Raw genomic sequence first — 23520 nt, 5'->3', positions numbered from 1 at the left:
CCCTGCCCCGAGACGGTTACAACGCCCGCAAGGGGTGTTGGTCGACGCTCCACGGGCTCTCGAAGAAGTCCGCGACCATATCCGGTGTCACGTCTTCGATGCGAGCCGGATTCCAGTTCGGCTGCTGGTCCTTGTCGATGACAAGGGCACGGATGCCCTCCACCGTTTCGCTCTCTGCGCCCTGTCGCAACTGAAAGCAGTTGCGCACGATGTCACGCTCCATCCGCAGGTCGTCCGCAAGCGACATGCGGCGACCCCGGCGCAGCTGTTCGAGCGTGACGTGCAGCATCAGCGGGGAGCGCTTGCGCAGCATGGCAGCAGTCTCTTCGGCCCAGGCAGAGCTGTCCGCTTCCAGTGCCTCAACGATTTCGGTCACCGTCGGCAATCCAAAAAAACCGTCGATGGCTGCGCGATTGATCTCGAGCACACAGGGCTCTTCGGACTGCACGCCCTCGCCCTCAAACGCAGACATTCCGCGCTCGATGTAGTGACCCCAGATAGCAGGAAGCCGCGCCGACTGAACCTGCACGTCGGCGAGCTGCGCATAGATCGCGTCATCGGCGCGTATGAGGTGTCCCGTCAGGGCCAGGTATTCGCCGATGAAGCCAGGACAGCGGCTGAGAAAGTACCCTCCGCCGACATCGGGGAACAAGCCGATATTCGTTTCTGGCATTGCCATCTTTGTGCGCTCGGTGACGATGCGCATTCCCTGCGCCACCTTGTGCTTTCCGTGGCCCGAGATGCCCATGCCGCCGCCCATCACGATGCCGTCCAGAAACACTGCATAAGGTTTTGGGTAGCTGTGAATGAGGTGGTTGAGTGCGTACTCGTCGGTGAAGAAATCTTCCAGCGTCGTGTCGCCGGCATGCGCCGCTTCATGGAACCAGCGGATGTCGCCACCCGCACAGAACGCACCAAAGGGCTGGCCGTCCTTGCCTGTGCCGCGCAGGGCGACGCGTTCGATCCACGGGTCGTCTTGCCACTCGCGCAAGGTCTTCGCAAGGTCACGCACCATCGACAGCGACAAGGCGTTGAGCGCCTTGGGCCTGTTGAGTGTGATGAGGCCGGCAGAGCCGACGCGTTCAGCCAGGATTTCGCTCATAGCCTTTGCCTCCAGCCAATGATTTCATTTGCGACCAGCGCCCCGATGACAAGGGCGCCGCCGATCAGCACATTGCGGTCGGGTGCTTCGTTGGCACCCAGCCATGCAAGGCCGATCCCGAACACGATCTCCAGCAGCCCGAGGAGCGACACCTCCGGCGCCGCCAGTACGCGCGCGCAGATCACCGACAGCGCACAGGGAATCGCAAGCTGCACGACGCCCAGCAGCGCAAGCCATGCGACATCGGTGCCCGAAGCCTCGAAAGGCATTGCAAGCGGCAGCGTGACCAGCGCCGAGATTGCGGCCCCGACGAGCACGCATGGTACGAGATCGAGCTTCTCGCCACGACCCTGGCTACGCTTGACCACGGTCCACTGAATCGCGCCGGCAATCGGAACGCACAGCGCAACCAGGTAACTGGTGACGACGCCCGGCGCACCCAGGCTGACCTGCGAGCCGTACATCCAGGCGATTCCGAGTCCTGCGATAAAAATCGCGACCCAGGTCCGCGTGGGCATGCTGCTGTCCACGAAGATTCGGGCAAGGATTGCGGTGAAGAGCGGCCCGAGTGCCAGCGTCACAAGCACGTTTGCCACGGTGGTCAGCGTCATTGCCACCATGAATGCAGTGAACATCACGGCCCAGCAAATGCACGAAAGCCAGAAGTACGTGCTCTTCCAGTGCATCCGCCTGAAGACGCCGATGCCCTGCCAGGCGGGCAACAGCACGAGCAGCGCGAGCACCGTGAAAAAGCTGCGCCAGAAGGTGACCTCGAAGCTGCGCGCGTGCTCCAGCTGGCGTGTGACGACGCCGGCGATCGACCACATCAGGGTCGCCGCCACCATCACCCAGACGGCTTGACCGTGCCGGAGCTGCATGCCTGCGGTTTTTTTTAGCCTCGGCCTGCGCGCTTGCGCTCGTGCTCTTTCAGGAAGCGCTTGCGAAGGCGCACGCTCTTGGGCGTGATTTCAACCAGTTCGTCGTCTTCGATGAACTCGACGCCATACTCGAGCGTGAGCTGGATGGGCGGCGTGATCTTGATCGCGTCTTCCTTGCCGGACACACGGAAGTTGGTCAGCTGCTTGGTACGCGTCGCATTCACGACCAGGTCGTTGTCGCGGCTGTGGATGCCGACAATCATGCCTTCGTAAACCGGGTCATTGGCGCGCACGAACATGCGTCCGCGATCGTCCAGCTTGCCCAGGGCGTAGGTGAAGATTTCGCCGTCGTCCATCGAGATCAGCACGCCGTTCTTGCGACCGCCGATATCACCGCGGTGCGGCTCATAGCTGTCGAAGATGTTCGAGATCAGGCCCGAACCGCGTGTCAGGTTCAGGAATTCATTGGTAAAGCCGATGAGGCCGCGCGCCGGGATGCGGTATTCGAGGCGAACGCGGCCACGGCCGTCCGGCTCCATGTTCACGAGATCGCCCTTGCGCTCGCCCAGGGCCTGCATCACGCCGCCTTGATGGGTCTCTTCAATGTCCACGGTGACGAGTTCGATCGGCTCGTGCTTCTCGCCATTTACATCACGCAGGACCACGCGCGGCTTGGAGACGGCGAGCTCGTAGCCTTCGCGGCGCATGTTTTCCAGCAGGATGGTGAGGTGCAATTCGCCGCGACCCATCACTTCGAAAATGCCTTCTTCATCGGTCTCGTTCACGCGCAGCGCGACGTTCGATTGCAATTCTTTCTGCAGGCGGTCCCAGATCTGGCGACTGGTCACGAACTTGCCTTCACGGCCTGCGAGCGGGCTGGTGTTAACGCAGAAATTCATTGTCAGCGTCGGCTCATCGACCTTGAGCATCGGCAGCGGCGCGGGGTTCAGGGGGTCGGTCAGCGTGACGCCGATACCGATGTCCTCAATGCCGTTGACCAGCACGATGTGGCCGGGACCTGCTTCGGTCACCTGCACGCGGTCCAGGCCCTGGAACGTCAGCACCTGGTTGATACGACCCTTGAACGACTTGCCGTCCGGGCCTTCCATCACCAGCACATCCATCATCGGCTTGATGGTGCCGGAGTGAATTCGGCCAACGCCGATGCGACCAACGAACGACGAGTAGTCGATGGCCGAGATCTGCAACTGCAGCGGCGCTTCGGGGTCACCTTCATGCGCGGGCACGTGATTGAGCACCGTGTCGAACAGGGCCGACATGTCCGGGCCCCACTGCTCGCCCTGGCCGCCCTCTTCCATCGAACTCCAGCCGTTGATGCCCGAGGCATAGACGACCGGAAAGTCGAGCTGTTCATCGGTCGCGCCGAGCTTGTCGAACAGGTCAAAGGCCGCGTTGACGACGTACTGCGGACGCGCGCCGGGCTTGTCGACCTTGTTCACCACAAGGATAGGACGCAGGCCCAGGGCCAGCGCCTTCTTGGTCACGAAGCGCGTTTGCGGCATCGGGCCTTCCTGTGCATCGATCAGCAGCACCACACCATCGACCATGGACAGTGCGCGCTCGACTTCACCGCCGAAGTCCGCGTGGCCGGGGGTGTCGACGATGTTGATGTGCGTGCCCTTCCAGCTCACGGCGCAGTTCTTGGCCAGGATGGTGATGCCGCGCTCGCGTTCGATCGCGTTGTTGTCCATCACGGTGTCGACGACCTTCTCGTGCTCGGCGAAGGTGCCCGACTGGCGCAGCAGCTGGTCAACCATGGTGGTCTTGCCATGGTCGACGTGCGCGATGATGGCGATGTTGCGAATTTGCTTGTTGGTCATGGATTGCTTTCTTGAATTTGTGCAACTTCTGGCGGGCTCAGGAGCCGGCCAGGAATGAGTTCGCCGCCTTTTACATGAGCGGTGCCCAAAAGGGCTTCACTCCTCCCCTCTTTGGGGGAAGGTTGGGATGAGGGCAGCGGTCCGAACACAGCGACCTGCTCGGTATCGAGCCAGGTACCTCGCCTGCGCAGCCCGCTGAGAAACCGCCCCGCATTGTCCGCATCAAGCGTGACACGCGTGTGATCGACCAGCAGCGACTCCACCGGAAGCAGCGCCTGTGAACGCGCCTCGTCCGTCATGGATTCAAAGGCGTCGAGCGTGACGCACTGCGACACGTCGAACTGCCCCGTCGCGATGCGGCGGAGCGACACCAGGTGCCCACCGCAGCCGAGCGCCTCGCCGATGTCTTCACCCAGCGTGCGAATGTAGGTGCCTTTGGTCACTCGCGCCACCATGCGCAGATCGGTTTTCCCATCGGGTGTCAGATGCAATTCCCGCACCACGATGTCGCGCGGCTCTCGCTCGACGTCTTCACCCGCCCGGGCGTATTCATACAGCGCCTTGCCGTCTTTTTTTAGCGCGCTGTACATCGGAGGCATCTGGCGCTGCGGCCCGGTGAACCGGGTTGCGACTGCGGCGATGTCATCGGCCGTCAGCCTGGGCACTTCGCGCGTCTCGATCACATCACCTTCTGCGTCGCCCGTGCTCGTTTTCTGGCCGAGGCGAATCGTGGCTTCATAGGTCTTGTCCGCATCGAGCTGCAATTGCGAGAACTTGGTCGCTGCGCCAAAGCAAAGCGGCAGGACACCGGTGGCCAGCGGATCGAGCGTGCCGGTATGCCCCGCCTTTTCGGCGCGCAAGAGCCACTTGCATCGCTGCAAAGCGTTGTTGCTGGAAAGTCCCAGCGGTTTGTCGAGCAGCAACACCCCATGCACAGGGCGCCGCTGCACCCTGGTGCGTGGCGCTGTCATGTTCAGTCCTCTTTAGCGCGCGAAGAGACCGCCTTGGCGATCAGGGCGTTCATATCGGCCGCACGCTCAGTGGTGCGGTCAAAGAGAAAGTGCAGCGTGGGCACGGTATGGATATGCAGGCGCTTGAAGAGCCCATTGCGCAGGAAGCCGGCCGCCTGGTTCAAGGCGTCCTCGCATTCCTGTGCATCGCCCACGAGCACGCTGAAGAAAATCTTCGCATGCGCATAGTCGGGCGTCACCTCAACGGCCTGGATCGTGACCATCCCCACGCGCGGGTCCTTCAACTCGCGCGCGATCAGCTCCGTCAGGTCGCGCTGGATCTGATCTGCGACCTTGAAGGCCCGGTTGGGCGTAGCGGATTTTTTCGCGGGCATGGCTGGATCACAAACGCCTTACAGCGTCCGGGCAATTTCCTTGACTTCGAAGAATTCGAGGTTGTCGCCTTCCTTCACGTCGTTGTAGTTGCGCAGCTTGATACCGCACTCGAAGCCTTCCTTGACCTCGCGCACGTCGTCCTTGAGGCGCTTGACCGACTCGACGTCACCGGTGTAGACGACCACGTTGTCGCGCAGCAGGCGGAACCTGCAGTTGCGCGTGACCTGACCAGAGGTGATGTACGAACCAGCGACAGTACCGATCTTGGAGGCCACGAACACGGTGCGAACTTCGGCCGTACCGATGATCTCTTCCTTCTGCTCTGGAGCCAGCATGCCGGACATCGCGACCTTCAATTCGTCCACGGCGTCGTAGATGATGCCGTAGTAGCGAATGTCCACGCCGTTGCCTTCAGCCAACTTGCGTGCGCCAGCATCGGCACGAACATTGAAGCCGATGATGATGCCCTTGGCGGCGATTGCCAGGTTCACGTCGGATTCGCTGATGCCACCGACGCCGGAGTACACCAACTGCACCTTGACTTCGTCCGTCGAAAGCTTGAGCAGCGATTGCCCGAGCGCTTCCTGCGAGCCCTGGAAGTCGGCCTTGATGATGATCGGAACCATCTTCACTTCGCCGGCGGTCATGTCGGTGAACATGTTCTCCAGCTTGGATGCCTGCTGCTTGGCCAGCTTGGTGTTGCGGAACTTGCCAGCACGATAGGTGGAAATTTCGCGGGCGCGGCGCTCGTCGGTCATGACCATGAATTCGTCGCCAGCTTGAGGCACTTCGGTCAGGCCCTGGATCTCGACAGGAATCGACGGTCCAGCGGACTTGATCGCCTTGCCGTTCTCATCGAGCATGGCGCGAACACGGCCGTAGGTCTGGCCTGCCAGCACCACATCGCCGGTCTTGAGCGTGCCGGACTGAATGAGCACCGTCGCAACCGGGCCGCGACCCTTGTCGAGCTTCGCCTCGATCACGAGGCCCTTGGCCATCGCATCAACCGGCGCCTTCAATTCGAGCACTTCAGCCTGGAGCAGCACCTGCTCGAGCAAGGCGTCGATGCCCTCGCCGGTCTTGGCTGACACGGGCACGAATGGCGACTCGCCACCGTACTCTTCGGGCACGACCTCTTCGGTCACGAGCTCTTGCTTCACGCGATCCGGATTGGAGTCGGGCTTGTCAATCTTGTTGATGGCCACGACGATAGGGACACCAGCCGCCTTGGCGTGCTTGATGGCTTCCTTGGTCTGCGGCATGACGCCGTCATCGGCCGCAACCACCAGGATCACGATGTCGGTTGCCTGCGCACCGCGAGCACGCATGGCGGTGAACGCCTCGTGGCCGGGGGTGTCCAGGAACGAGATCATTCCGCGCGGGGTCTCGACGTGATAAGCGCCGATGTGCTGCGTGATACCACCCGCTTCACCAGCCGCAACCTTGGCGCGGCGGATGTAGTCGAGCAGCGAGGTCTTGCCGTGGTCGACGTGACCCATGACAGTAACGACTGGCGCGCGCGGCAGCGATTCGCCCTCGGTGGCGCCGACTTCTTCTTCGGCAAATGCTTCTGGATCGTCGAGCTCGGCGGTAACGGCCTTGTGGCCCATTTCCTCGACGACGATCATCGCGGTGTCCTGGTCGAGCGGCTGGTTGATGGTGACCATCTGTCCCATCTTCATCAGCGCCTTGATGACCTCGGATGCCTTCACGGCCATCTTGTGCGCGAGTTCGGCGACGGTGATCGTCTCCGGGACGTGCACTTCGATGATGCGTTGCTCCACCGGTGCCGACTGGACGTTGTCATCGCGATGGTCACCGCGGTCCCCGCGGCGGCCACGCGGGCCTCCGCGCCAGCTGTTTCGGCCCACGCCGCCCGTGGCATCGCCGCGAGTCGGGATGGCCTTCTTCTTGGCCGGGTCGCCTGCCCAGCTGGAGCTGAGCTTGGCAGACTTGACTTCCTTGTTCGCACCCGGGCCGGCAGGCGCGGCTGCGCCGGGGGCCGGACGACCGGTGCCCGTGCCGACTGCCGGCTTGTGGAGCGTGCCCTTGGCGGCCGGCTTGGCTGGCTCAACCTTGGCAACCACCTTCTCGGGCGGCTTGTGGGCAACGAGCACCTTCTTGGGCGCGGACATCATGGACCGGATCGCGGCGGCTTCGGCCTCGGCCTTGCGGCGGCGATCACCCAGATCAGCAGCGCGCGCGGCTTCTTCAGCGGCCCGGGCCTTTGACTCGGCTTCTGCCTTTTCGCGGGCTTCGGCCTGTGCAGCGGCGCGTGCGGCAGCGGCTGCCTGGGCTTCGGCCTCGGCTTCAGCCTTGTTGCTGCTGGCTTCGGTCTTCTTTTGCTGTTCGTTGGCGGCGTAGTTCGCGGCGCGTTCTTCGGCCTCGCGCTCGCGCTTTTCCGAGTCTTCGCGCTGGCGACGCTTTTCGGCCAGGTCTTCTTCCTGGCGTCGGATCAGCTCGGCCTGGCGTCGGGCTTCTTCTTCGCGACGGGTGAGTTCGATCTCATCGACCGTAGGCGCAGCAGGCGCCTGTTGAACCTCGGGTTCTGGCGCCTCGATCACGGCCGTATCGCCGCCCTCGTCGCGCTTGACGAAGGTGCGCTTCTTGCGCACTTCGACCTGAATGGTGCGAGCCTTGCCCGAAGAGTCGGCCTGCTTGATCTCGGTGGTCGATTTTTTCACCAGGGTGATCTTCTTGCGCTCAGGCGCGACGGTGCCATGGCTGGCCTGCAGGAAACCGAGCAGCTTCTGCTTGTCGGCATCGCTGAGCGCATCGGTAGGGGCCGATTTGGCCACGCCTGCGCTGCGAAGCTGCTCAAGCAGCGTCTCGGTTGACTTCTTGAGTTCGTTGGCAAACTCGGCGACGGTAGTACTGGACATGTGTTGTGGTGCCTTCCATCACATTACTCTTGGACCGCGGTGGCGCTGGTAAACCAGTGCTCGCGAGCCTTCATGATCAGGGTCTTGGCCTCGTCCGCAGACTGGCCGGTGATATCGGTGAGTTCATCGACGGCCAGGTCAGCCAGGTCGTCGCGGGTATGGACGCCGGCCTCAGCCAGCTGGGAAATGAGTTGCGGGGTCAGGCCGTCGAGGTCGCGCAGGTCCTGCGAGACTTCCTCGACGCTTTCTTCGCGCGCAATCTCCATCGTCAGCAGGGCATCCTTGGCCCGGGTGCGAAGCTCGTTCACGGTATCTTCGTCAAACGACTCGATCTCCAGCATTTCGGTGATCGGCACGTAAGCCACTTCTTCCAGGCTGGTGAAACCCTCGGCAAAGAGGATGTCGGCCACTTCCTGGTCGACATCGAGCTTTTCCATGAAGAGCGTGCGGATCGTGTCGGTTTCCTCGGCCTGCTTTTGCGCCGATTCGTTGGCGTCCATGATGTTGATCTTCCAGCCGGTAAGGTCGGAAGCCAGGCGAACGTTCTGGCCGCCACGGCCGATGGCGATGGCGAGATTTTCCTCGTCAACCACCACGTCCATTGCGTGCTTTTCTTCGTCGACGACGATGGAGGACACGTTCGCAGGTGCCAGGGCACCGATCACGAACTGCGCCGGGTCTTCAGACCACAAAACGATATCGACACGCTCGCCGGCCAGTTCGTTGGTCACCGCATTGACGCGGGTGCCGCGCACGCCCACGCAGGTGCCGATGGGATCAACGCGCTTGTCGTGCGAAAGCACGGCGATCTTGGCGCGCGAACCCGGGTCGCGGGCGCAGCTCTTGATTTCCAGCAGGCCCTGCTCGATCTCAGGCACTTCCTGGCGGAACAGCTCGATCATGAACGCGGGAGCCGAGCGGGACAGGATGATGGGTGCGCCGCGAAGGGTCAGGTCCACTTCCATGATCATGGCGCGGACGCGGTCGCCGTTTCGCAGATTCTCTTTGGGGATCATCTCGCTGCGGCGAAGGCGCCCTTCGACGCGACCGCTCTCGACAATGATGTCGCCCTTGTCCATGCGCTTGACGGTGCCCACGAAGATCTTGTCGCCACGCGACATGAAGTCGTTGAGCAGCATTTCGCGCTCGGCGTCCCGGATCTTCTGGAGGATGACCTGCTTGGCCGCCATGGCGCCGATGCGGCCGATCGGCACGGATTCCACCGATTCCTCGATGTATTCGCCCTCTTCGACGTCAGCGATGCGCTCCTTCGCGTCCATCAGGAGTTCTTCGGCTTGCGGGTTCTGGAGCCCCGCTTCGTCCGGGACGACAAGCCAGCGGCGGAAGGTTTCGTAGTTGCCACTGTCGCGATCGATGGCAACGCGGATATCCACGTCCCCCTCATACAGCTTCTTGGTGGCCTGCGCCAGCGCCGACTCCACGGCGCCGAACACGACATCGCGCTCTACGTTCTTCTCGCGCGAGATCGCTTCCACGAGCATCAACAATTCGCGATTCATCTCAGGACTCTCCTACTGTCTTGGGCTTGCGACCCTTGAAATCAACAACCGGTGCCAGCCGAGCTTCCTTGAGCTCGTCCAGCCTGAAACCCAGTGCCTGCACAGGGGCAGACGCCCTGTTCTTGCTCACCTTCGCGCCGGGCTTCGCGGCGGGCGCTTCGCTCCACACGATCTGCCACACGTCGCCTTCTTTTTCCAGCGTGCCGCGAAACTTCTTTCGGTTGGCGTGGACGCCGCCATTGGCTGCCGCTCCCAGCGGCGCCTTCAGCGTCACGTCGATCTGGCTGCCAACGAAACGCTCAAAGTCCTTCTCGGACTTCAACGGCCTGTCAAGGCCCGGCGATGACACCTCGAGGCGCTGATACTCCGTACCTTCGACTTCCAGTGCAAACTGCAACTGGCGCGTGACTTTCTCGCAGTCTTCGACGTTGACAAACAATTCCTGGCCGGGCGACCAGGGCAGGTCGATCGTGATGCGCAGCAAACCACCGGCGGAACGCTCGATGTCCACCAGCTCGTAACCGAGGCCGGTCACTGTTTGCTCGACGATCTCCTGGAATGCCACTTGGTACGCGTCAACCTTTGCCAAAAACGAGGTGTTTCAATAAACGATGGACCAAAAAAAACGGGCGGTAATTACCCGCCCGTTTGGTCGTGAAGCAAGGATTGTACCCCTCAAACCGTTGATTTGCAACGGTTTGCCAGAGCGTGAAGCCCTGTTGCAGAGCTATTCGATGACCCTGCCGCGAAGAACCTTGACTTGAGAACGAAGGTTCTTGGTTTCGAGCCTGCGCATCTTCGATCCATAGGTGGGCTTGGTGGCCCGGCGCACGCGCGGGGCCTGCGCAACACTGTCAACCACCTCCTGCAACCGCCCGAATGCCTCGGCCCGATTCATGTCCTGGCTGCGCTGCGTCTGCGCCTTGATCACCAGCACGCCATCGCGAGTGATGCGCGAATCGCGAAGTGCCAGCAGCCGCTCCTTGTGGTCGTCGGGCAAAGATGAGTTACGGATGTCGAAACGCAAGTGGATCGCGCTGGAGACCTTGTTGACGTTCTGGCCCCCGGCACCTTGGGCGCGAACAGCGGTGACCTCAACCTCGCTTTCGGGGATGACAGTGGCCATGACCAGATCACCCACGCAATAGCCTCAGGACGCCGCTGCCACGAGCGTGCGCGTGTAGTCCTGCTGCGGCGCATCGAGCACCTGGCGCACCGGTCCTGATTCGACGACGTGGCCGTCCTTCATTACCAGCACCTCGTGCGCCATGGCGCGGATCACATCCACGTCATGCGTGATCAGCAGGTAGCTCAGACCCTTTTCCCGCTGCAATCGTTGCAGCAGCTTCAGCACCTGTTTCTGGATGGTCACATCCAGCGCACTGGTGGGCTCGTCCAGGATCAGCAGCTGCGGCTGCACGATCAGCGCACGCGCAATAGCCAGACGCTGGCGCTGCCCGCCGGAAAACTCGTGCGGGTAGCGCTGGAGCAAGCCCGGAAACTGGGTCTCCCCAAGGCCCACCTCAGTGAGCGCCTGAACGACTCGCTCGCGCCTTCCGGCCAGTGGCAGCGAGGGCTCATGGACCAGGAGGCCCTCCCCCACGATCTCTTCGACCGTCATGCGCGGCGACAGCGACGAAAAAGGGTCCTGGAAGACGACCTGGACCACGCGGCGGATCGCCTTGTTGCTCGCTGCGTCGGGTCCCCACTGCGTTCCGGCGACGTGGAGCTCGCCACGATGCGGCATCAGTCCCAACGCAGCCATGGCGAGCGTGGATTTGCCCGAACCGGACTCGCCCACGACACCGAGCGTGCGGCCCGGCGGAATAGAGAACGCCGCGTCCCTGACAGCAACGTACTCGCCCTTCTTGAACCAGCCCTTGAAGCCTTGAAGATTCACCGGGTAACTGACCCGCAGGCCGCTGGCCGACATGACTGGAAGCCCAGCCGGCGCAGGCCCTTCCTCGACGTCGCGCGCGGGGCGGCTGTCGATGAGTTTGCGGGTATAGGCGTGCTGCGGATTGGCGAACACGGATTCGACCGTCCCGGTCTCCACCAGATAACCGTTCTCCATGACGGCAACCCGATCGGCGAACTTGCGCACCAGGTTCAGATCGTGCGTGATCAGCAGCATCGCCATGCCGTTGTGCCGTTGTACGTCGGCAAGCAGCTCCAGGATCTGCGAGCGGAGCGTGACGTCAAGTGCAGTGGTCGGCTCGTCCGCCAGCAACAAGCGGGGGCGCGCGGCCAGGGCCATTGCGATCATCGCGCGCTGCCGCTGCCCGCCTGAGAGCTGGTGCGGATAGGCGCCAGCACGTCGTTCGGGATCGGGGATGCCCGTCGCACGCAGTGCTTCAACTGCGCCGTCCCAGGCTTCGCGGCCGGTAAGGCCTTCCTTGAGCTGGAGCACTTCTGCCACCTGGTTGCCGACCGTGAACAGCGGATTGAGTGCGGTCATCGGCTCCTGGAAGATCATGGCGATTTCGCGGCCGCGAATCGACAGCAGATCGCGCTCGGGAAGCTTCAGCAGATCGCGCGTCGGCTGGCCTTCGAGGCCGGCAAACATCGCCGAGCCGCTGACATCCGCGTTCTGCGCAAGTCCGAGCAGGCTGAGCGCCGTGACGGTCTTGCCCGATCCGGATTCACCGACGAGCGCGAGCTTCTCGCCCGGTGCGAGCGTGAAGTCCACGCCGTGCACGACTTCCTTGCCGGAAAAAGAGACCCGCAGCCCCTTGGCTTCGAGCAGGTTCATTTGTCGACCTTTCGGGGATCGAGCGCATCGCGCAAGGCGTCGCCCATGAATGTCAGCAGCAGCAGCGTCATCGCGAGCACTGCAAATGTGGCAATCGAAATCCACCACGCATCGATGTTCTGCTTGCCCTGGGCCAGCAACTCGCCAAGCGATGGCGTGCCGGGCGGCACGCCAAGCCCCAGGAAGTCCAGGGACGTGAGCGCGAGAATGGCCGCGCTCATGCGAAACGGCAGGAACGTCACCACGGGCGTCATGCTGTTGGGAAGAATGTGCCGCCACATGATTCGGCCGTTGCCCACGCCGAGCGCGCGCGCAGCTTTCACGTAATCCATCTGGCGATTACGCAGGAACTCGGCCCGCACATAGTCCGAAAGCCCCATCCACCCGAACAGGCTCAAAAGGATGACGAGCAAAGCCACGCTGGGTGCAAAGACCGCGCTGAAGATGATAAGCAGGTACAGCTCGGGCATCGACGACCAGATCTCGATCAGCCGCTGCATGGTCAAGTCGGTCTTGCCGCCAAAGTACCCCTGAACGGCACCCGTGAAAACGCCGATCGCCACACCGATGGCCATCAGTGCCAGTCCGAACAGGACGCTCAGGCGAAAGCCGTAAATGAGCTGCGCCAGCAAGTCGCGTCCACGCTCATCGGTGCCGAACCAGTTGGTGCTCGACGGAGGGCTCGGAAATGGCAGCGGCGAGTGGTATGCCATCGTCGAAGCGCCGTATGGAATCAGCGTGTAGATCGCCCAGTTGCCCTTTTCGGACAGGCGCTGTCGCATGTAGGGGTCCAGGTAGTCAGCTTCGGTCGGAAAGTCTCCACCGAATGCCGTCTCAGGATAGGTTTTCACCATTGGGAAATGCAGCGTGCCGTTGTAGCTCACGACCAGCGGCTTGTCGTTGGCAATCACCTCTGCGAACAGGCTGAGCACGACAAGCGTGGCAAAGATCACCAGGCTGGTGAAGCCCAGCCGGTTGCGACGAAAACGCCGCCATGCGCGCGCGGCGGGCCTTTGAGACAGCACCGGTGCTGCAAGGCCGGTATGGCCCGTTGCCACGGGTTGCACCGCAACGGGTGCGGGGGACTCAATCGAACTTGACACGAGGATCGACCCAGACGTAACTCAAATCGCTGATCAGCTTGGTCACAAGCCCGATCAGCGTGAAGACATAGAGGGACCCGAGCACGACCGGGTAGTCGCGGCGGATGATGCTTTCGTAACTCAGCAGCCCCAGCCCGTCGAGCGAGAACAGCGTTTCGATGAGCAGAGCGCCGGTGAAGAACGCGCCGATGAATGCCGCAGGAAAACCCGTCACGATCGGAATCAGCGCGTTGCGAAAGATGTGCTTCCACAGCACGCGGCGCTCGGACAGGCCCTTGGCCCGCGCGGTCAACACGTACTGCTTGCGGATCTCTTCAAGGAACGAGTTCTTGGTGAGCATCGTCGTCACGGCAAAACTGCCGAGCACCATCGCAGTCACCGGCAGCGTGATGTGCCACAGGTAGTCGACCACCCGCGCGCCCCAGCTCAACTCCGCCCAGTTCGACGATGTGAGGCCCCGCAGCGGAAACCAGTTGAGCTGCCCGCCGAAGATCACCAGCAGCGCAATGCCCAGCACGAACCCCGGAATCGCGTAGCCGATCAACACAAGGATGGTCGTCACGAAGTCGAATCGGGTCCCCGCTCGTACTGCTTTCGCAACCCCGAGAGGCACCGCTATCAGGTAGCTGATGAAGAAAGTCCAAAGGCCCAGGCTGATCGACACCGGCAGCTTCTCCAGGATCAACTGGCCCACCGGCTTGTTCTGGAAAAAACTGCGACCCAGGTCGAACTGCGCGTACTGCTTGATCATCAGCCAGAAGCGTTCGGTGGGCGGCTTGTCAAAGCCATAGAGCTGCTTGATCTGCTCAACCCGCTTGGGGTCGACGCCCTGCCCGCCCCGATAGGACGAGGTGTCGCCGCCGCCACCCGTGCGCTTCGCTTCGGCGAGGTATTGCTCCACCGGCCCACCGGGGACGAACTGCGTGACGATGAATGTGATGAGCAGCACGCCGAAAAGCGTGGGCACCATCAGGAGGATGCGCTTGAGTGCGTACGCGAACATGGGCGGCCTATTTGGATGTCTTGGGTGGGTTACGCGCCCACCACGTCAGCATGAACCAGTCCATGTACGGAACGCCTTCGGGCGGGTACGTCGGGATGGTCTTGGGCCGTTCGAGTTTCCAGTCGCTGTAGGCAATGCGCCGACTGCGGCTTGTCCACGCGGGAATCAGGTAGTGGCCGTGCGCGATGATGCGGTCCAGCGACCGGCAGGCGGCCAAAAACTCTTCCTGGTTTTCAGCCACGGTGAGCTTGGCCACCATGGCATCGATCGCAGGGTTCTTGATGCCCGAGTAGTTGCCCGAGCCGGGGTTGTCCGCAGCCTTGCTACCGAACAGGTCGGCGTAGTCCGCGCCGGGGAAATGCGTGCCGGGAAACGAAATTCCGAGCAGTTCGAAGTTGTTCGATTCGAGCCGTTGTTGCCAGAGCGCGAAGTCCACTTCACGCAGGCGGAAGTCGATGCCCAGCTTGTCGAGGGCGCGCTTCCACGCGGCAGTGGTCGTGGCGCCCTTGGCCTCGGTGCTGTCGAGAAACTCAATCGTGAATGGCTCGCCCTTCGCATTTCGCAACGCACCATCGCGATAGGTCCAGCCGGCCTCCGACAGCAGCTGCCGGGCCTTGAGCAGGTTGTCGCGCAGGGTCTGCTTGCCGTCCGTGCGCGGCGGCACTGCCATCGTGCCAAAAACCTCGGCGGGCAGATCTGCCTTGAAGGGCTCCATCAGTGCAACTTCGGCCGGCGAAGGCATGCCGTTCGCCTCGCAATCGGTGTTGCCGAAAACGCCCTTGACGCGCACATAGCTGCCGCGAAACAGGTGGACGTTCATCCACTCGTAATCCATGGCGAGCTCGATCGCCATCCGCACGCGGCGATCTGCAAATTTGGGAAGGCGCGTGTTCAGCACGAAGCTGTAGAAGCCGTCGGGCAACTTGTGCTGGAAATTCATCTTCACCAGCTCGCCGCTTTCGATGCGCTTGCCGGTCAAGCGGCGGTTCCAGTCACCCGCCGAAAAGAATTGCATCAGATCGAATTCACCGGCCTTGAGCGCTTCGAGCTGCGCCGTGTTGTCACGATAGATCTTGACCGTGATGCGGTCGAAATTGGCCGTGCCCTTGCGAGTGGGCTGGGTGCGGCCCCAGTAGTTCGGGTCGCGAACGAATGTCACGTCGTTGCCGAAACGCACCGGCCCGATCTTGTAGGGCCCCGTGCCGATCGGCGTGTCCATCACGATCTGGTCGAACTGCTTGGTCTTGCCGTTTTCCATGCCCCACTTGGGCGAGAACACGGGCAGCGCGCCGACCACCAGCGGCATCTGCCGGTCCTTCTTCTTGAACCGGTAGCGAATGGTGCGGGCATCGACCACGTCGGCGCCGGCGACATCGGCCAGGATGTTTCCATACGACGGGCTTGCGAATTTGGAGGCAAGCGTGTCGTAGCTGTACTTCACGTCGGCGGCAGTGACGGGGTCGCCGTTGTGAAACCGCGCTTCGGACCGGATGCGGAACGTCGCGGACATCAGGTCGGCTGCGACTTCCACGTCCTCTGCCAGCAGGCCGTAACCCACGCCGTTCTCGTCCATCGGAGCCGTGAGCAGGCCCTCGAACAACAGGTCAGCCGTGAACGAAGGCGCATTGCCCTTGAGCGTGAACGGGTTGTACTTGTCGAAGGTGGAAATACGCGAGCCCGAGACCATGCGCAGCTCACCACCTTTGGGCGCATCCGGATTGACGTAATCGAAATGGGTGAAGCCGGGTTGGTACTTGAACTTGCCCCACATGGCATAGCCGGGGGCGGCGCAAACCGGCGGGGCCAGCAGAACGGCCAGCAATAAGACGAAACCTCGCATGCGACAATTCTGCCCAGTTTTGTATCTCTCCGGGAAAACCATGGGCTTCCTAGCCGGCAAGAAGTTATTGATCACGGGTGTTCTTTCCAACCGTTCGATCGCGTATGGCATCGCCAAGGCGTGCCACGCACAAGGCGCTGAACTCGCATTCAGCTACGTCGGCGAGCGCTTCAAGGAGCGTATCACCGAGTACGCTGCTGACTTCGGCTCCAAGCTGATTTTTGACTGCGACGTTGGCGACGACGAGCAGATCGCGCGGCTCTTCACCGACCTGTCTGCCGTGTGGCCGAAGTTCGACGGCTTTGTCCACGCCATTGGATTCGCGCCGCGCGAGGCGATTGCCGGTGACTTCCTCGACGGTCTCTCGCGCGAGGCATTCAAGATCGCCCACGACATCAGCGCCTACAGCTTTCCTGCGATGGCGAAAGCCGCGCTGCCGATGCTCAACGACAAATCGGCGCTGCTGACCCTCACCTATCTGGGCGCCGAGCGGGTCGTGCCCAACTACAACACGATGGGCCTGGCCAAGGCTTCGCTCGAAGCGTCGGTGCGCTACCTGGCGAGTTCGCTTGGACCCAGGGGCATCCGCGTCAACGGCATCAGCGCCGGCCCGATCAAGACGCTGGCTGCAAGCGGCATCAAGGGCTTTGGCAGGATTTTGTCGGTGGTGGCGGCCAATTCGCCGATCCGCCGCAACGTGACCATCGAAGACGTGGGCAATGTCGCAGCCTTCATGCTGAGCGATCTCTCGGCCGGTGTGACAGCCGAAATCACCTATGTCGATGGCGGGTTCAGCCGCATGGTCGGCGGCATCGACGAGCCGGCTGAATAATCCGGTAACCAAAAAACCGCCCACCTGCCCCGCGCGGTTACGACGCGCGAAACAGGTGGGCGAACGTACGGCTTACCTCGAGCACCTCGGGGTGCCCCTGGATCTGGACCCGCTGCCGACCGGTATCGTCACGCGTCACTGCCGCAATAAAACCAAGATTCACAATCGTTGAACGGTGGATCTGCCAGAACTGGTTGCCATCGAGCCGGGGCATCAGTTCGCGGATCGGCGTGCGGATGAAGGCTTCCTGGTCCCTGGTCTGCACGCGGGTGTACTTCTCGTCCGACCTGAAAAAGAGCACGTCCTTCACGTCGATCAGGCGTGTGGTTGACCCGGTGGTGCACTGGATCCAGCGCATCGGCGGCTCGCTGGCGGCGCTCGCGCCTGCCAGCCCCTGATTGGCCTTCATCAACTTCTGCAGCAATGCATCGAGCGCCAGCTCGTCGGCCTGCGATGGCGGCGCGTTCACCGGCTGCGCGCGGCGTGCCTGCAATCGCGCCTTCACGCGCTGGGCCGTCTGCTCCAGGCGCTCCGCCTCCACGGGCTTGAGCAGGTAATCGATTGCCCCCTGCTCGAACGCCTTCACCGCGTACTCGTCATACGCCGTGACGAAAACGACCTCGCCATTCCATGATGGCAGGGTCACGATCTCGCTCGCAGCTTCGAGGCCCGTCAGGCCCGGCATGCGGATATCCAGAAAGACCACGTCCGGCCGCAGTTCGTCGGCCTTTTGCAATGCCTCCTGGCCGTCGCGCGCCTCGCCCACGATCTCCAGGTCGGGCCATGCAGTCGCCAGCCGCGTTTTCAGCTGTTCGCGCAGCAACCGTTCGTCGTCGGCGATGAGGGCCCGCAGCTTCTCGCTCATGCTGTCCCCCTGCCCGCCTTGCCGGCTCTTTCGTTGCCGATGCGATAAGGCACCGTGATCTTGAGTGAGGTGCCGGTCGCCGGATCGGAAACCAGCATCAGCTGGCTCTTGCCCGGGTACAGCATGGCCAGGCGCTCACGGATGTTCTGCAGGCCAACACCCGTGCCTGAGGTCGGGCCGCCGAGAATGTCGCCGTCAGGTACGCCGACGCCGGTATCGCTCACCTCGACCCACAGCTGCGCATTGCTCACGCCGGCCGCCACCCGCACCTTGCCACCTTCAGGCTTGGGTTCTATGCCGTGCTTGATGGCGTTTTCGACCAGCGACTGCAACATCATCGGCGGGAATTCAGCCGGCTCCAGTGCTTCGGGCACGTCGATCTCCACTTCCAGCCTGTCCTCGATCCGCATCTTGATCAGCTCCAGGTACGAACGGATCAGGCGCATCTCGCGGCCCACGGTGGACGACTCTTCCCGCATCTGCGGTAGCGCGCCGCGCAGATAGGTGATGAGCGCCTTTTGCATCTTCGAAGCACGCGGCGGCTCGGTCTCGATCAGGTAATCGACAGCGGCCAGCGTGTTGAACAAGAAGTGCGGTTCGACCTGCGCCTGCAGAACCTGTAGCCGCGCCTGCACCAGTTGCCGCTCCATGGTTTCGCGCTCGGCAGCGTCAACCGCTGTGCGCACCTTCTCATCGGCCTGGGCCACCTTGCGCACCACGATCTTGGCGGCCACGAGATAGCAAAAGAAGATGACCATGAGCGCGCCGCCCAGGTCGCCCAGCAAGCCTTGGACGGTGATGATGCGGCGATTGGTGAAGTGCCCGTCTTCGTCCTCGTCGATCTCGATGGTCAGGGGATTGTCCGAATCGCCTGAGCTGCTCGCGCCGGGATTCGGCGCATCTGCGCCCTCTTTCGAATTGCGTTCGATCTTCGCGCCCTTGGGACCCCGGGTGATCTTGACCCCGTTGGGCCCGCCGATGGTGACGGTGCCTTCCTTGCCGGGGGGCACTGCCACGCGCTCGCTGTCATGGCGCAGGTGGAGCAGTTCGCCCAGGATGCTGCTCGCGATCAGGATCACCAGGAAAAGCACGATGAGCCGCCACCAGGACATCGAGGCGGCCCATTGGGAGATTTCGCTGTTCGCCCGCACAAGCCATTCGATGGCCGGTGCCCGTCCCGTCTGCGCGATTGGCGGGGTCTGTTTGGTATCCGTTGTCATGGGCACGAGCTTAATCCGTTCATTCGTGGAATTTTCGCTTCAACCGGGCTTGTGCGCGGCAGGCTCGATGGCGCAGCCGACTGAGGCGCTGAGGCTGTCGCCCAACGACGCCACTGCATCGCGGCGGGCCACGACTTCGACCCGCGGCAGCGTCACACGTGCCGGGCTGGACTCGACCAGCGATGCCATGTAGCCACGCGGCTGGGTTCCGACGCCTGCAACCGAGAGCCACACCATGGCGGTCATTCCTGCCGTGGCCACCACCAGCGCAAGGCTGGCGACGCTGCCCGCGAATTCAGGGCGCTGGTACTGCGGATAGGCGGATGTGTTGGCGATGGTCATGTCAGTCCTCTTCGGTTGCCGGGCCCTTGTGGCCCGTTGAAGATGGACTGTAGGGAGCGCCCTCGTGCACCGCGACCCGTATGCGATGAATGACGGCGGGGTGCGACAGACTGCGGGAAATGGGGAATGGGGGCGTCATGTTTGCCCCAGGGAGACCAGCGCATACGGGACCGCCACGGCGGGCGGCTATGTGCCCCGACAACTCGCGAAACGAAAGAACTGGTCCTGCGCTTCTGGTGATTACTTATGTGCTACAACAATCACCTTCAATTGCGCGCAAAGAGACCAGGCATCCGATCAGTCGAGAGGGGGCCACTCCTGCCAATCAACAACATGAGCGATCAGACGGCCGACTGGCAGCAAACAAACACGCAACCGGGCAAGCAGGCACGAGTCCTGCACAGCACTCGTGCCGCGCCACCCGACGCGGCACCGCCGACGGAGCTGGTGGCCCTGTGTGCAATCGCCGGATTTCATCAAATCGCGGCGGATCCATCGACTGTCGCGCATCAACTTGGCATCCGGGCCAGCGACAACATCGGCACCGACGATCTGCTACGCGCCGCCAAGCACCTTGGCCTGAGGGCCAAGCGGTCATCGACCACGATCGATCGCTTGTCACTCACGCCGCTTCCCGCACTTGCGATGCTGTCTGGCGGAGATGGAAGCGTCCGCACGGTGATCCTGGCACAGTGCGACGGTCATCGCGTTCTCCTGCACGATCCGAGCGCGGTGCTTGCGCGTCCGATCATCGAGCCTGTCGATGTCTTTGCGGCGAAGTGGACCGGGGATTTGATCCTCATCACCAGTCGCGCCGGGCTGGCTGGCGAACTCGCACGTTTCGATTTTTCCTGGTTCATCCCTGCAATCGTCAAGTATCGGAAGCTGCTCGGCGAAGTGCTTCTGATTTCATTTGCACTACAACTGTTCGCGCTGGTCAGCCCGTTGTTCTTTCAGGTCGTGATGGACAAGGTTCTGGTCCACAAAGGACTGATCACCCTGGACGTACTTGTGATCGGCCTGATTGCAGTGGTGATTTTCGAGAGCGTTTTGACCGGGTTGCGCTCCTACGTCTTCAGTCACACGACAAGCCGAATCGACGTGGAACTGGGCGCTCGCCTGTTCCGCCATCTTGTGCAGCTGCCGCTGAACTATTTCCAGACCCGCCGCGTCGGCGACTCGGTCGCGCGCGTGCGCGAACTCGAGAGCATCCGCAGCTTCCTCACCGGCCAGGCGCTGACGGTCGTCCTTGACACGGTCTTTTCCATCGTCTTCATCGGCGTGATGTTGTTTTACAGCGTGCCGCTGACGCTAATCGTGCTGGTGAGCCTGCCGCTGTACTTCGCCCTCAGCGCGGCCGTCGTTCCTATCTTGCGCAAACGACTGGACGTGAAGTTTGCGCGCAGCGCCGAAAACCACGCGATGCTGGTCGAGACTGTCACTGGCATCCAGACAGTGAAAGCCAGCGCGCTCGAACCGAGCTTCGCGCGCCGCTGGGACAACCAGCTTGCCGCTTACGTCAGTGCGAGCTTTCGCACCCAGAACCTCGCGAGCTGGGCAAATGAAGGGGTGAACCTGATCGGCAAACTGGTCAACGCCGCAATGCTGTGGTGGGGTGCGCATCTGGTGATGAACAGCAGCCTGACCGTCGGTCAGTTCGTCGCTTTCACCATGTTCGCGCAGCGCGTGGCCAACCCGATCATGCGCATGGCACAGTTGTGGACTGACTTCCAGCAGACGGGAGTGTCCATGGCGCGCCTGGGCGACGTCCTGAACACACGCACTGAAGTGCCGCCAGCCAGTGCCGCGCAGATGCCCGCTGTGAAGGGCGACGTGAAGATCGACGCTGTCACTTTCCGCTATCGCCCAGAAACGGTGCCTGCCCTGCGGAGCATCAGCATGGACGTGCGCGCCGGCGAAGTCATCGGCATCGTCGGCCGCTCCGGTTCCGGCAAAAGCACGCTGACCAAACTCGTTCAGCGCCTGTACGTTCCCGAAGCGGGACGCATTCTGGTGGACGACACCGACATCTCACTGATCGACGCCGCGCAGCTGCGCCGCCAGGTCGGCGTGGTGCTGCAGGAAAACCTTCTGTTCAACCGCAGCGTGCGCGAGAACATCGCCATCACCGATCCCGCCGCACCCATCGAAGCGGTGGTGCGCGTCGCGCAGCTGGCGGGCGCGCATGAATTCATCAGCGAGCTGCCCGAGGGCTACGACACAATCGTCGGAGAGCAAGGTGGAACGCTGTCGGGTGGCCAGCGCCAGCGCATCGCCATCGCCAGGGCCTTGTTTACCAATCCGCGCATCCTCATCTTCGACGAAGCAACCAGCGCGCTCGACTACGAAAGTGAAGCCGTGATCCAGCGCAACATGGCCCAAATCTGCAACGGCCGCACCGTGTTCGTCATCGCGCATCGCCTGTCGACCGTGCGTCACTCCGATCGCATCATCGTGCTGGAAAAAGGCCAGATCGTCGAAGTGGGCTCGCACGACGAACTTGTGATGCGCGCGCGTGGTTTGTATGCGCACCTGTGGCGCATGCAGGACGGCAGCGCAGCACGGCAGGAGGCCACGGCATGAGCCGCTATCGCGCCGTGTTCTCGGCGGCGTGGGCAGCGCGGCATGAACTGGCCGGGCCGACCCGACTGCTTGACGAAGCGGCCTTTCTTCCTGCGGCGCTGAGCCTGCAGGAGACGCCCGTTCATCCGGCCCCGCGCCGCTTTGGTTACGCGATCATGATGCTGTTCGCCGTGGCATTGATGTGGGCGCTCTTCGGCCAGGTCGACATCGTCGCCGTGGCGACAGGCCGGGTCGTCGTGAGCGAACGCACGAAACTCGTGCAGCCGCTGGAACGCAGCGTGGTCCAGCGCGTGCTGGTGCAAGACGGCGATCGCGTGAAAGCTGGGCAGCCGCTAGTCGAACTCGACCGCACCATCGCCAGCGCCGACAAGAAGGCGATCGGGCAACAGGTCAGGGCCACACGCGCGGATGTGATCCGCGCGCGCGCGATCATGGAGGCACTGTCCACAGGACAGGCGCGCCCTCGGCCGGTCTTTGTTGCGGACTGGCCGCAAGCGGACATACTCGCCACGCAAGCACAGCTCGATGCGGACTGGAGCGACATTTCCGCCAAGCTTGCGAAGTCTGCCGTGGAGATCTCGCATCGCGAAGCCGAGATCGCCACGGGCCAGGAGATCATCGCCAAGCTCGAAGCAACATTGCCACTGGCGCGCCAGCGCGAGACCGACCTGGCGGGCCTGGCCAAAGAAGGTTACGCGCCGAACCACACCGCGCAAGATAAGTCGCGCGAGCGCATCGAGATGGAACGCGACCTCGCGACGCAGCGCGCGCGCCAGGTCGAAGTACAGGCGGCGATGCGCGCAAGCCAGAGCGCGCGCATGGCTTTCATCGCGGAAACGCGCCGCACGCTGAGCGACAAAGTGGCAGAGGCCGAGCTGAAGAACCAGCAGGCCACGCAGGACCAGGCCAAGGCCATCCAGCGCGAAAAGCTCACCGTGCTGGTTGCGCCTGTGGACGGCATCGTCCAGCAACTGGCGGCTCACACCGCCGGCGGCGTGGTGACCGAGGCGCAGACCCTGATGGTCATCGTGCCAGAGGAAGCGCAGGTCACGGCCGAGGTGACCTTTGAAAACAAGGATGTGGGTTTCGTCAATGTCGGACAACAGGCAGAAATCAAGCTGGAGACTTTCCCTTACACGCGCTACGGGACGGTGCCTGCGACAGTAGCGCGCGTGAGCGCGGATGCCGTGAACGATGAGAAGAAAGGCGCGTTGTTTCCGGCGACGCTCGCGCTGCAAGCCAAGGACATCGAAGTTGACGGAAAGCGTGTGAGATTGTCACCGGGGATGAACGTGACCGCGGAGATCAAGACGGGGCGCAGGAAGGTGATTGAGTATTTGTTGAGTCCGATACAGCGGGCCGCCAGTGAAGCATGGAGGGAGCGGTGAGCCGCCGGATGGTTTGTCCGGCG

At 62.6% G+C, this 23520-nt stretch carries 19 protein-coding genes; 3 read left to right on the top strand and 16 right to left on the bottom strand.

Features of this window, described 5'->3' with window-relative positions; all coding sequences use genetic code 11:
• Positions 1–16: 16 nt before the first annotated feature.
• The 13 genes from AQ12_RS21075 to AQ12_RS21015 form a co-directional block, all read right to left on the bottom strand.
• On the bottom strand, positions 17–1102 hold the full coding sequence (locus tag AQ12_RS21075) for an enoyl-CoA hydratase/isomerase family protein (protein WP_048441949.1): 1086 nt from the start codon (positions 1100–1102) through the stop codon (positions 17–19).
• Entirely contained in the window at positions 1099–1980 is an 882-nt protein-coding gene (locus tag AQ12_RS21070) for a DMT family transporter (RefSeq protein ID WP_048441948.1), read from the bottom strand. Before AQ12_RS21070 ends, AQ12_RS21075 begins: the two co-directional genes overlap by 4 nt.
• 14 nt (positions 1981–1994) lie before the next feature.
• Entirely contained in the window at positions 1995–3821 is a 1827-nt protein-coding gene (gene typA, locus AQ12_RS21065; protein ID WP_048441947.1) for a translational GTPase TypA, read from the bottom strand.
• Complete coding sequence (gene truB, locus AQ12_RS21060) at positions 3818–4792, bottom strand: tRNA pseudouridine(55) synthase TruB (protein WP_048441946.1); 975 nt, start codon at positions 4790–4792, stop codon at positions 3818–3820. Before truB ends, typA begins: the two co-directional genes overlap by 4 nt.
• 2 nt (positions 4793–4794) lie before the next feature.
• On the bottom strand, positions 4795–5166 hold the full coding sequence (rbfA, locus tag AQ12_RS21055; RefSeq protein ID WP_048441945.1) for a 30S ribosome-binding factor RbfA: 372 nt from the start codon (positions 5164–5166) through the stop codon (positions 4795–4797).
• An 18-nt stretch (positions 5167–5184) separates the two neighbouring features.
• Positions 5185–8049: a translation initiation factor IF-2 gene (gene infB / locus AQ12_RS21050; RefSeq protein WP_048441944.1), complete on the bottom strand. Its 2865-nt coding sequence runs from the start codon at positions 8047–8049 to the stop codon at positions 5185–5187.
• Between the two features lie 23 nt (positions 8050–8072).
• A complete protein-coding gene (nusA, locus tag AQ12_RS21045; RefSeq protein WP_048441943.1) occupies positions 8073–9569 on the bottom strand; it encodes a transcription termination factor NusA in 1497 nt (498 codons plus the stop codon).
• A 1-nt stretch (position 9570) separates the two neighbouring features.
• The gene (gene rimP, locus AQ12_RS21040) at positions 9571–10134 is read right to left on the bottom strand and encodes a ribosome maturation factor RimP (RefSeq protein WP_048441972.1); all 564 of its coding nucleotides are present in this window, start codon (positions 10132–10134) and stop codon (positions 9571–9573) included.
• Positions 10135–10296: 162 nt separating this feature from the next.
• Positions 10297–10695 (bottom strand): alternative ribosome rescue aminoacyl-tRNA hydrolase ArfB, encoded by a 399-nt coding sequence (gene arfB, locus AQ12_RS21035; RefSeq protein ID WP_048441942.1) that lies wholly within the window; start codon positions 10693–10695, stop codon positions 10297–10299.
• Between the two features lie 24 nt (positions 10696–10719).
• Positions 10720–12321 carry an ABC transporter ATP-binding protein gene (locus tag AQ12_RS21030; protein WP_048441941.1) on the bottom strand — a complete coding sequence of 534 codons (1602 nt, stop codon included), beginning with the start codon at positions 12319–12321 and terminating at the stop codon, positions 10720–10722.
• Positions 12318–13379, bottom strand: coding sequence for an ABC transporter permease (locus tag AQ12_RS21025; RefSeq protein WP_238587792.1), 1062 nt, complete (start codon positions 13377–13379; stop codon positions 12318–12320). The genes AQ12_RS21030 and AQ12_RS21025 overlap by 4 nt, the downstream gene beginning before the upstream one ends.
• Positions 13380–13407: 28 nt before the next feature.
• Complete coding sequence (locus tag AQ12_RS21020; RefSeq protein WP_048441940.1) at positions 13408–14427, bottom strand: microcin C ABC transporter permease YejB; 1020 nt, start codon at positions 14425–14427, stop codon at positions 13408–13410.
• A 7-nt stretch (positions 14428–14434) separates the two neighbouring features.
• Positions 14435–16267: an extracellular solute-binding protein gene (locus AQ12_RS21015; protein ID WP_048441939.1), complete on the bottom strand. Its 1833-nt coding sequence runs from the start codon at positions 16265–16267 to the stop codon at positions 14435–14437.
• Between the two features lie 40 nt (positions 16268–16307).
• Between AQ12_RS21015 and fabI the strand changes: the two genes are divergently transcribed.
• Positions 16308–17099 (top strand): enoyl-ACP reductase FabI, encoded by a 792-nt coding sequence (gene fabI / locus AQ12_RS21010; protein WP_048441938.1) that lies wholly within the window; start codon positions 16308–16310, stop codon positions 17097–17099.
• A 37-nt stretch (positions 17100–17136) separates the two neighbouring features.
• Here fabI and AQ12_RS21005 read toward each other — a convergent pair whose 3' ends face one another.
• The 3 genes from AQ12_RS21005 to AQ12_RS20995 are packed head-to-tail and all read right to left on the bottom strand — an operon-like array spanning position 17137 to position 19526.
• Positions 17137–17964, bottom strand: coding sequence for a LytTR family DNA-binding domain-containing protein (locus tag AQ12_RS21005; RefSeq protein ID WP_048441937.1), 828 nt, complete (start codon positions 17962–17964; stop codon positions 17137–17139).
• A complete protein-coding gene (locus AQ12_RS22320; RefSeq protein ID WP_053076840.1) occupies positions 17961–19184 on the bottom strand; it encodes a sensor histidine kinase in 1224 nt (407 codons plus the stop codon). Before AQ12_RS22320 ends, AQ12_RS21005 begins: the two co-directional genes overlap by 4 nt.
• A gap of 39 nt (positions 19185–19223) precedes the next feature.
• A complete protein-coding gene (locus AQ12_RS20995; RefSeq protein WP_048441936.1) occupies positions 19224–19526 on the bottom strand; it encodes a hypothetical protein in 303 nt (100 codons plus the stop codon).
• Between the two features lie 333 nt (positions 19527–19859).
• Here AQ12_RS20995 and AQ12_RS20990 point away from each other — a divergent pair, with 333 nt between their 5' ends.
• Positions 19860–22109: a type I secretion system permease/ATPase gene (locus tag AQ12_RS20990; RefSeq protein WP_082151723.1), complete on the top strand. Its 2250-nt coding sequence runs from the start codon at positions 19860–19862 to the stop codon at positions 22107–22109.
• Positions 22106–23497 (top strand): HlyD family type I secretion periplasmic adaptor subunit, encoded by a 1392-nt coding sequence (locus tag AQ12_RS20985; RefSeq protein WP_053076839.1) that lies wholly within the window; start codon positions 22106–22108, stop codon positions 23495–23497. Before AQ12_RS20990 ends, AQ12_RS20985 begins: the two co-directional genes overlap by 4 nt.
• The last annotated feature ends 23 nt before the right edge of the window (positions 23498–23520 follow it).

The organism is Caenimonas sp. SL110 (assembly GCF_001044395.1).
Lineage (GTDB): Bacteria > Pseudomonadota > Gammaproteobacteria > Burkholderiales > Burkholderiaceae_C > Ramlibacter.
The sequence above is the reverse complement of the archived record's forward strand: the minus strand, read 5'-3'. Positions and strand labels throughout refer to the sequence as shown.

What these genes read in the sequence shown, in the direction of transcription:
- AQ12_RS21075 (WP_048441949.1), bottom strand. Translation starts at nt 1,102, where the DNA reads ATGAGCGAAATCCTGGCTGAACGCGTCGGCTCTGCCGGCCTCATCACA.
- AQ12_RS21070 (WP_048441948.1), bottom strand. Translation starts at nt 1,980, where the DNA reads ATGCAGCTCCGGCACGGTCAAGCCGTCTGGGTGATGGTGGCGGCGACC.
- typA (WP_048441947.1), bottom strand. Translation starts at nt 3,821, where the DNA reads ATGACCAACAAGCAAATTCGCAACATCGCCATCATCGCGCACGTCGAC.
- truB (WP_048441946.1), bottom strand. Translation starts at nt 4,792, where the DNA reads ATGACAGCGCCACGCACCAGGGTGCAGCGGCGCCCTGTGCATGGGGTG.
- rbfA (WP_048441945.1), bottom strand. Translation starts at nt 5,166, where the DNA reads ATGCCCGCGAAAAAATCCGCTACGCCCAACCGGGCCTTCAAGGTCGCA.
- infB (WP_048441944.1), bottom strand. Translation starts at nt 8,049, where the DNA reads ATGTCCAGTACTACCGTCGCCGAGTTTGCCAACGAACTCAAGAAGTCA.
- nusA (WP_048441943.1), bottom strand. Translation starts at nt 9,569, where the DNA reads ATGAATCGCGAATTGTTGATGCTCGTGGAAGCGATCTCGCGCGAGAAG.
- arfB (WP_048441942.1), bottom strand. Translation starts at nt 10,695, where the DNA reads ATGGCCACTGTCATCCCCGAAAGCGAGGTTGAGGTCACCGCTGTTCGC.
- AQ12_RS21030 (WP_048441941.1), bottom strand. Translation starts at nt 12,321, where the DNA reads ATGAACCTGCTCGAAGCCAAGGGGCTGCGGGTCTCTTTTTCCGGCAAG.
- AQ12_RS21020 (WP_048441940.1), bottom strand. Translation starts at nt 14,427, where the DNA reads ATGTTCGCGTACGCACTCAAGCGCATCCTCCTGATGGTGCCCACGCTT.
- AQ12_RS21015 (WP_048441939.1), bottom strand. Translation starts at nt 16,267, where the DNA reads ATGCGAGGTTTCGTCTTATTGCTGGCCGTTCTGCTGGCCCCGCCGGTT.
- fabI (WP_048441938.1), top strand. Translation starts at nt 16,308, where the DNA reads ATGGGCTTCCTAGCCGGCAAGAAGTTATTGATCACGGGTGTTCTTTCC.
- AQ12_RS21005 (WP_048441937.1), bottom strand. Translation starts at nt 17,964, where the DNA reads ATGAGCGAGAAGCTGCGGGCCCTCATCGCCGACGACGAACGGTTGCTG.
- AQ12_RS22320 (WP_053076840.1), bottom strand. Translation starts at nt 19,184, where the DNA reads ATGACAACGGATACCAAACAGACCCCGCCAATCGCGCAGACGGGACGG.
- AQ12_RS20995 (WP_048441936.1), bottom strand. Translation starts at nt 19,526, where the DNA reads ATGACCATCGCCAACACATCCGCCTATCCGCAGTACCAGCGCCCTGAA.
- AQ12_RS20990 (WP_082151723.1), top strand. Translation starts at nt 19,860, where the DNA reads ATGAGCGATCAGACGGCCGACTGGCAGCAAACAAACACGCAACCGGGC.
- AQ12_RS20985 (WP_053076839.1), top strand. Translation starts at nt 22,106, where the DNA reads ATGAGCCGCTATCGCGCCGTGTTCTCGGCGGCGTGGGCAGCGCGGCAT.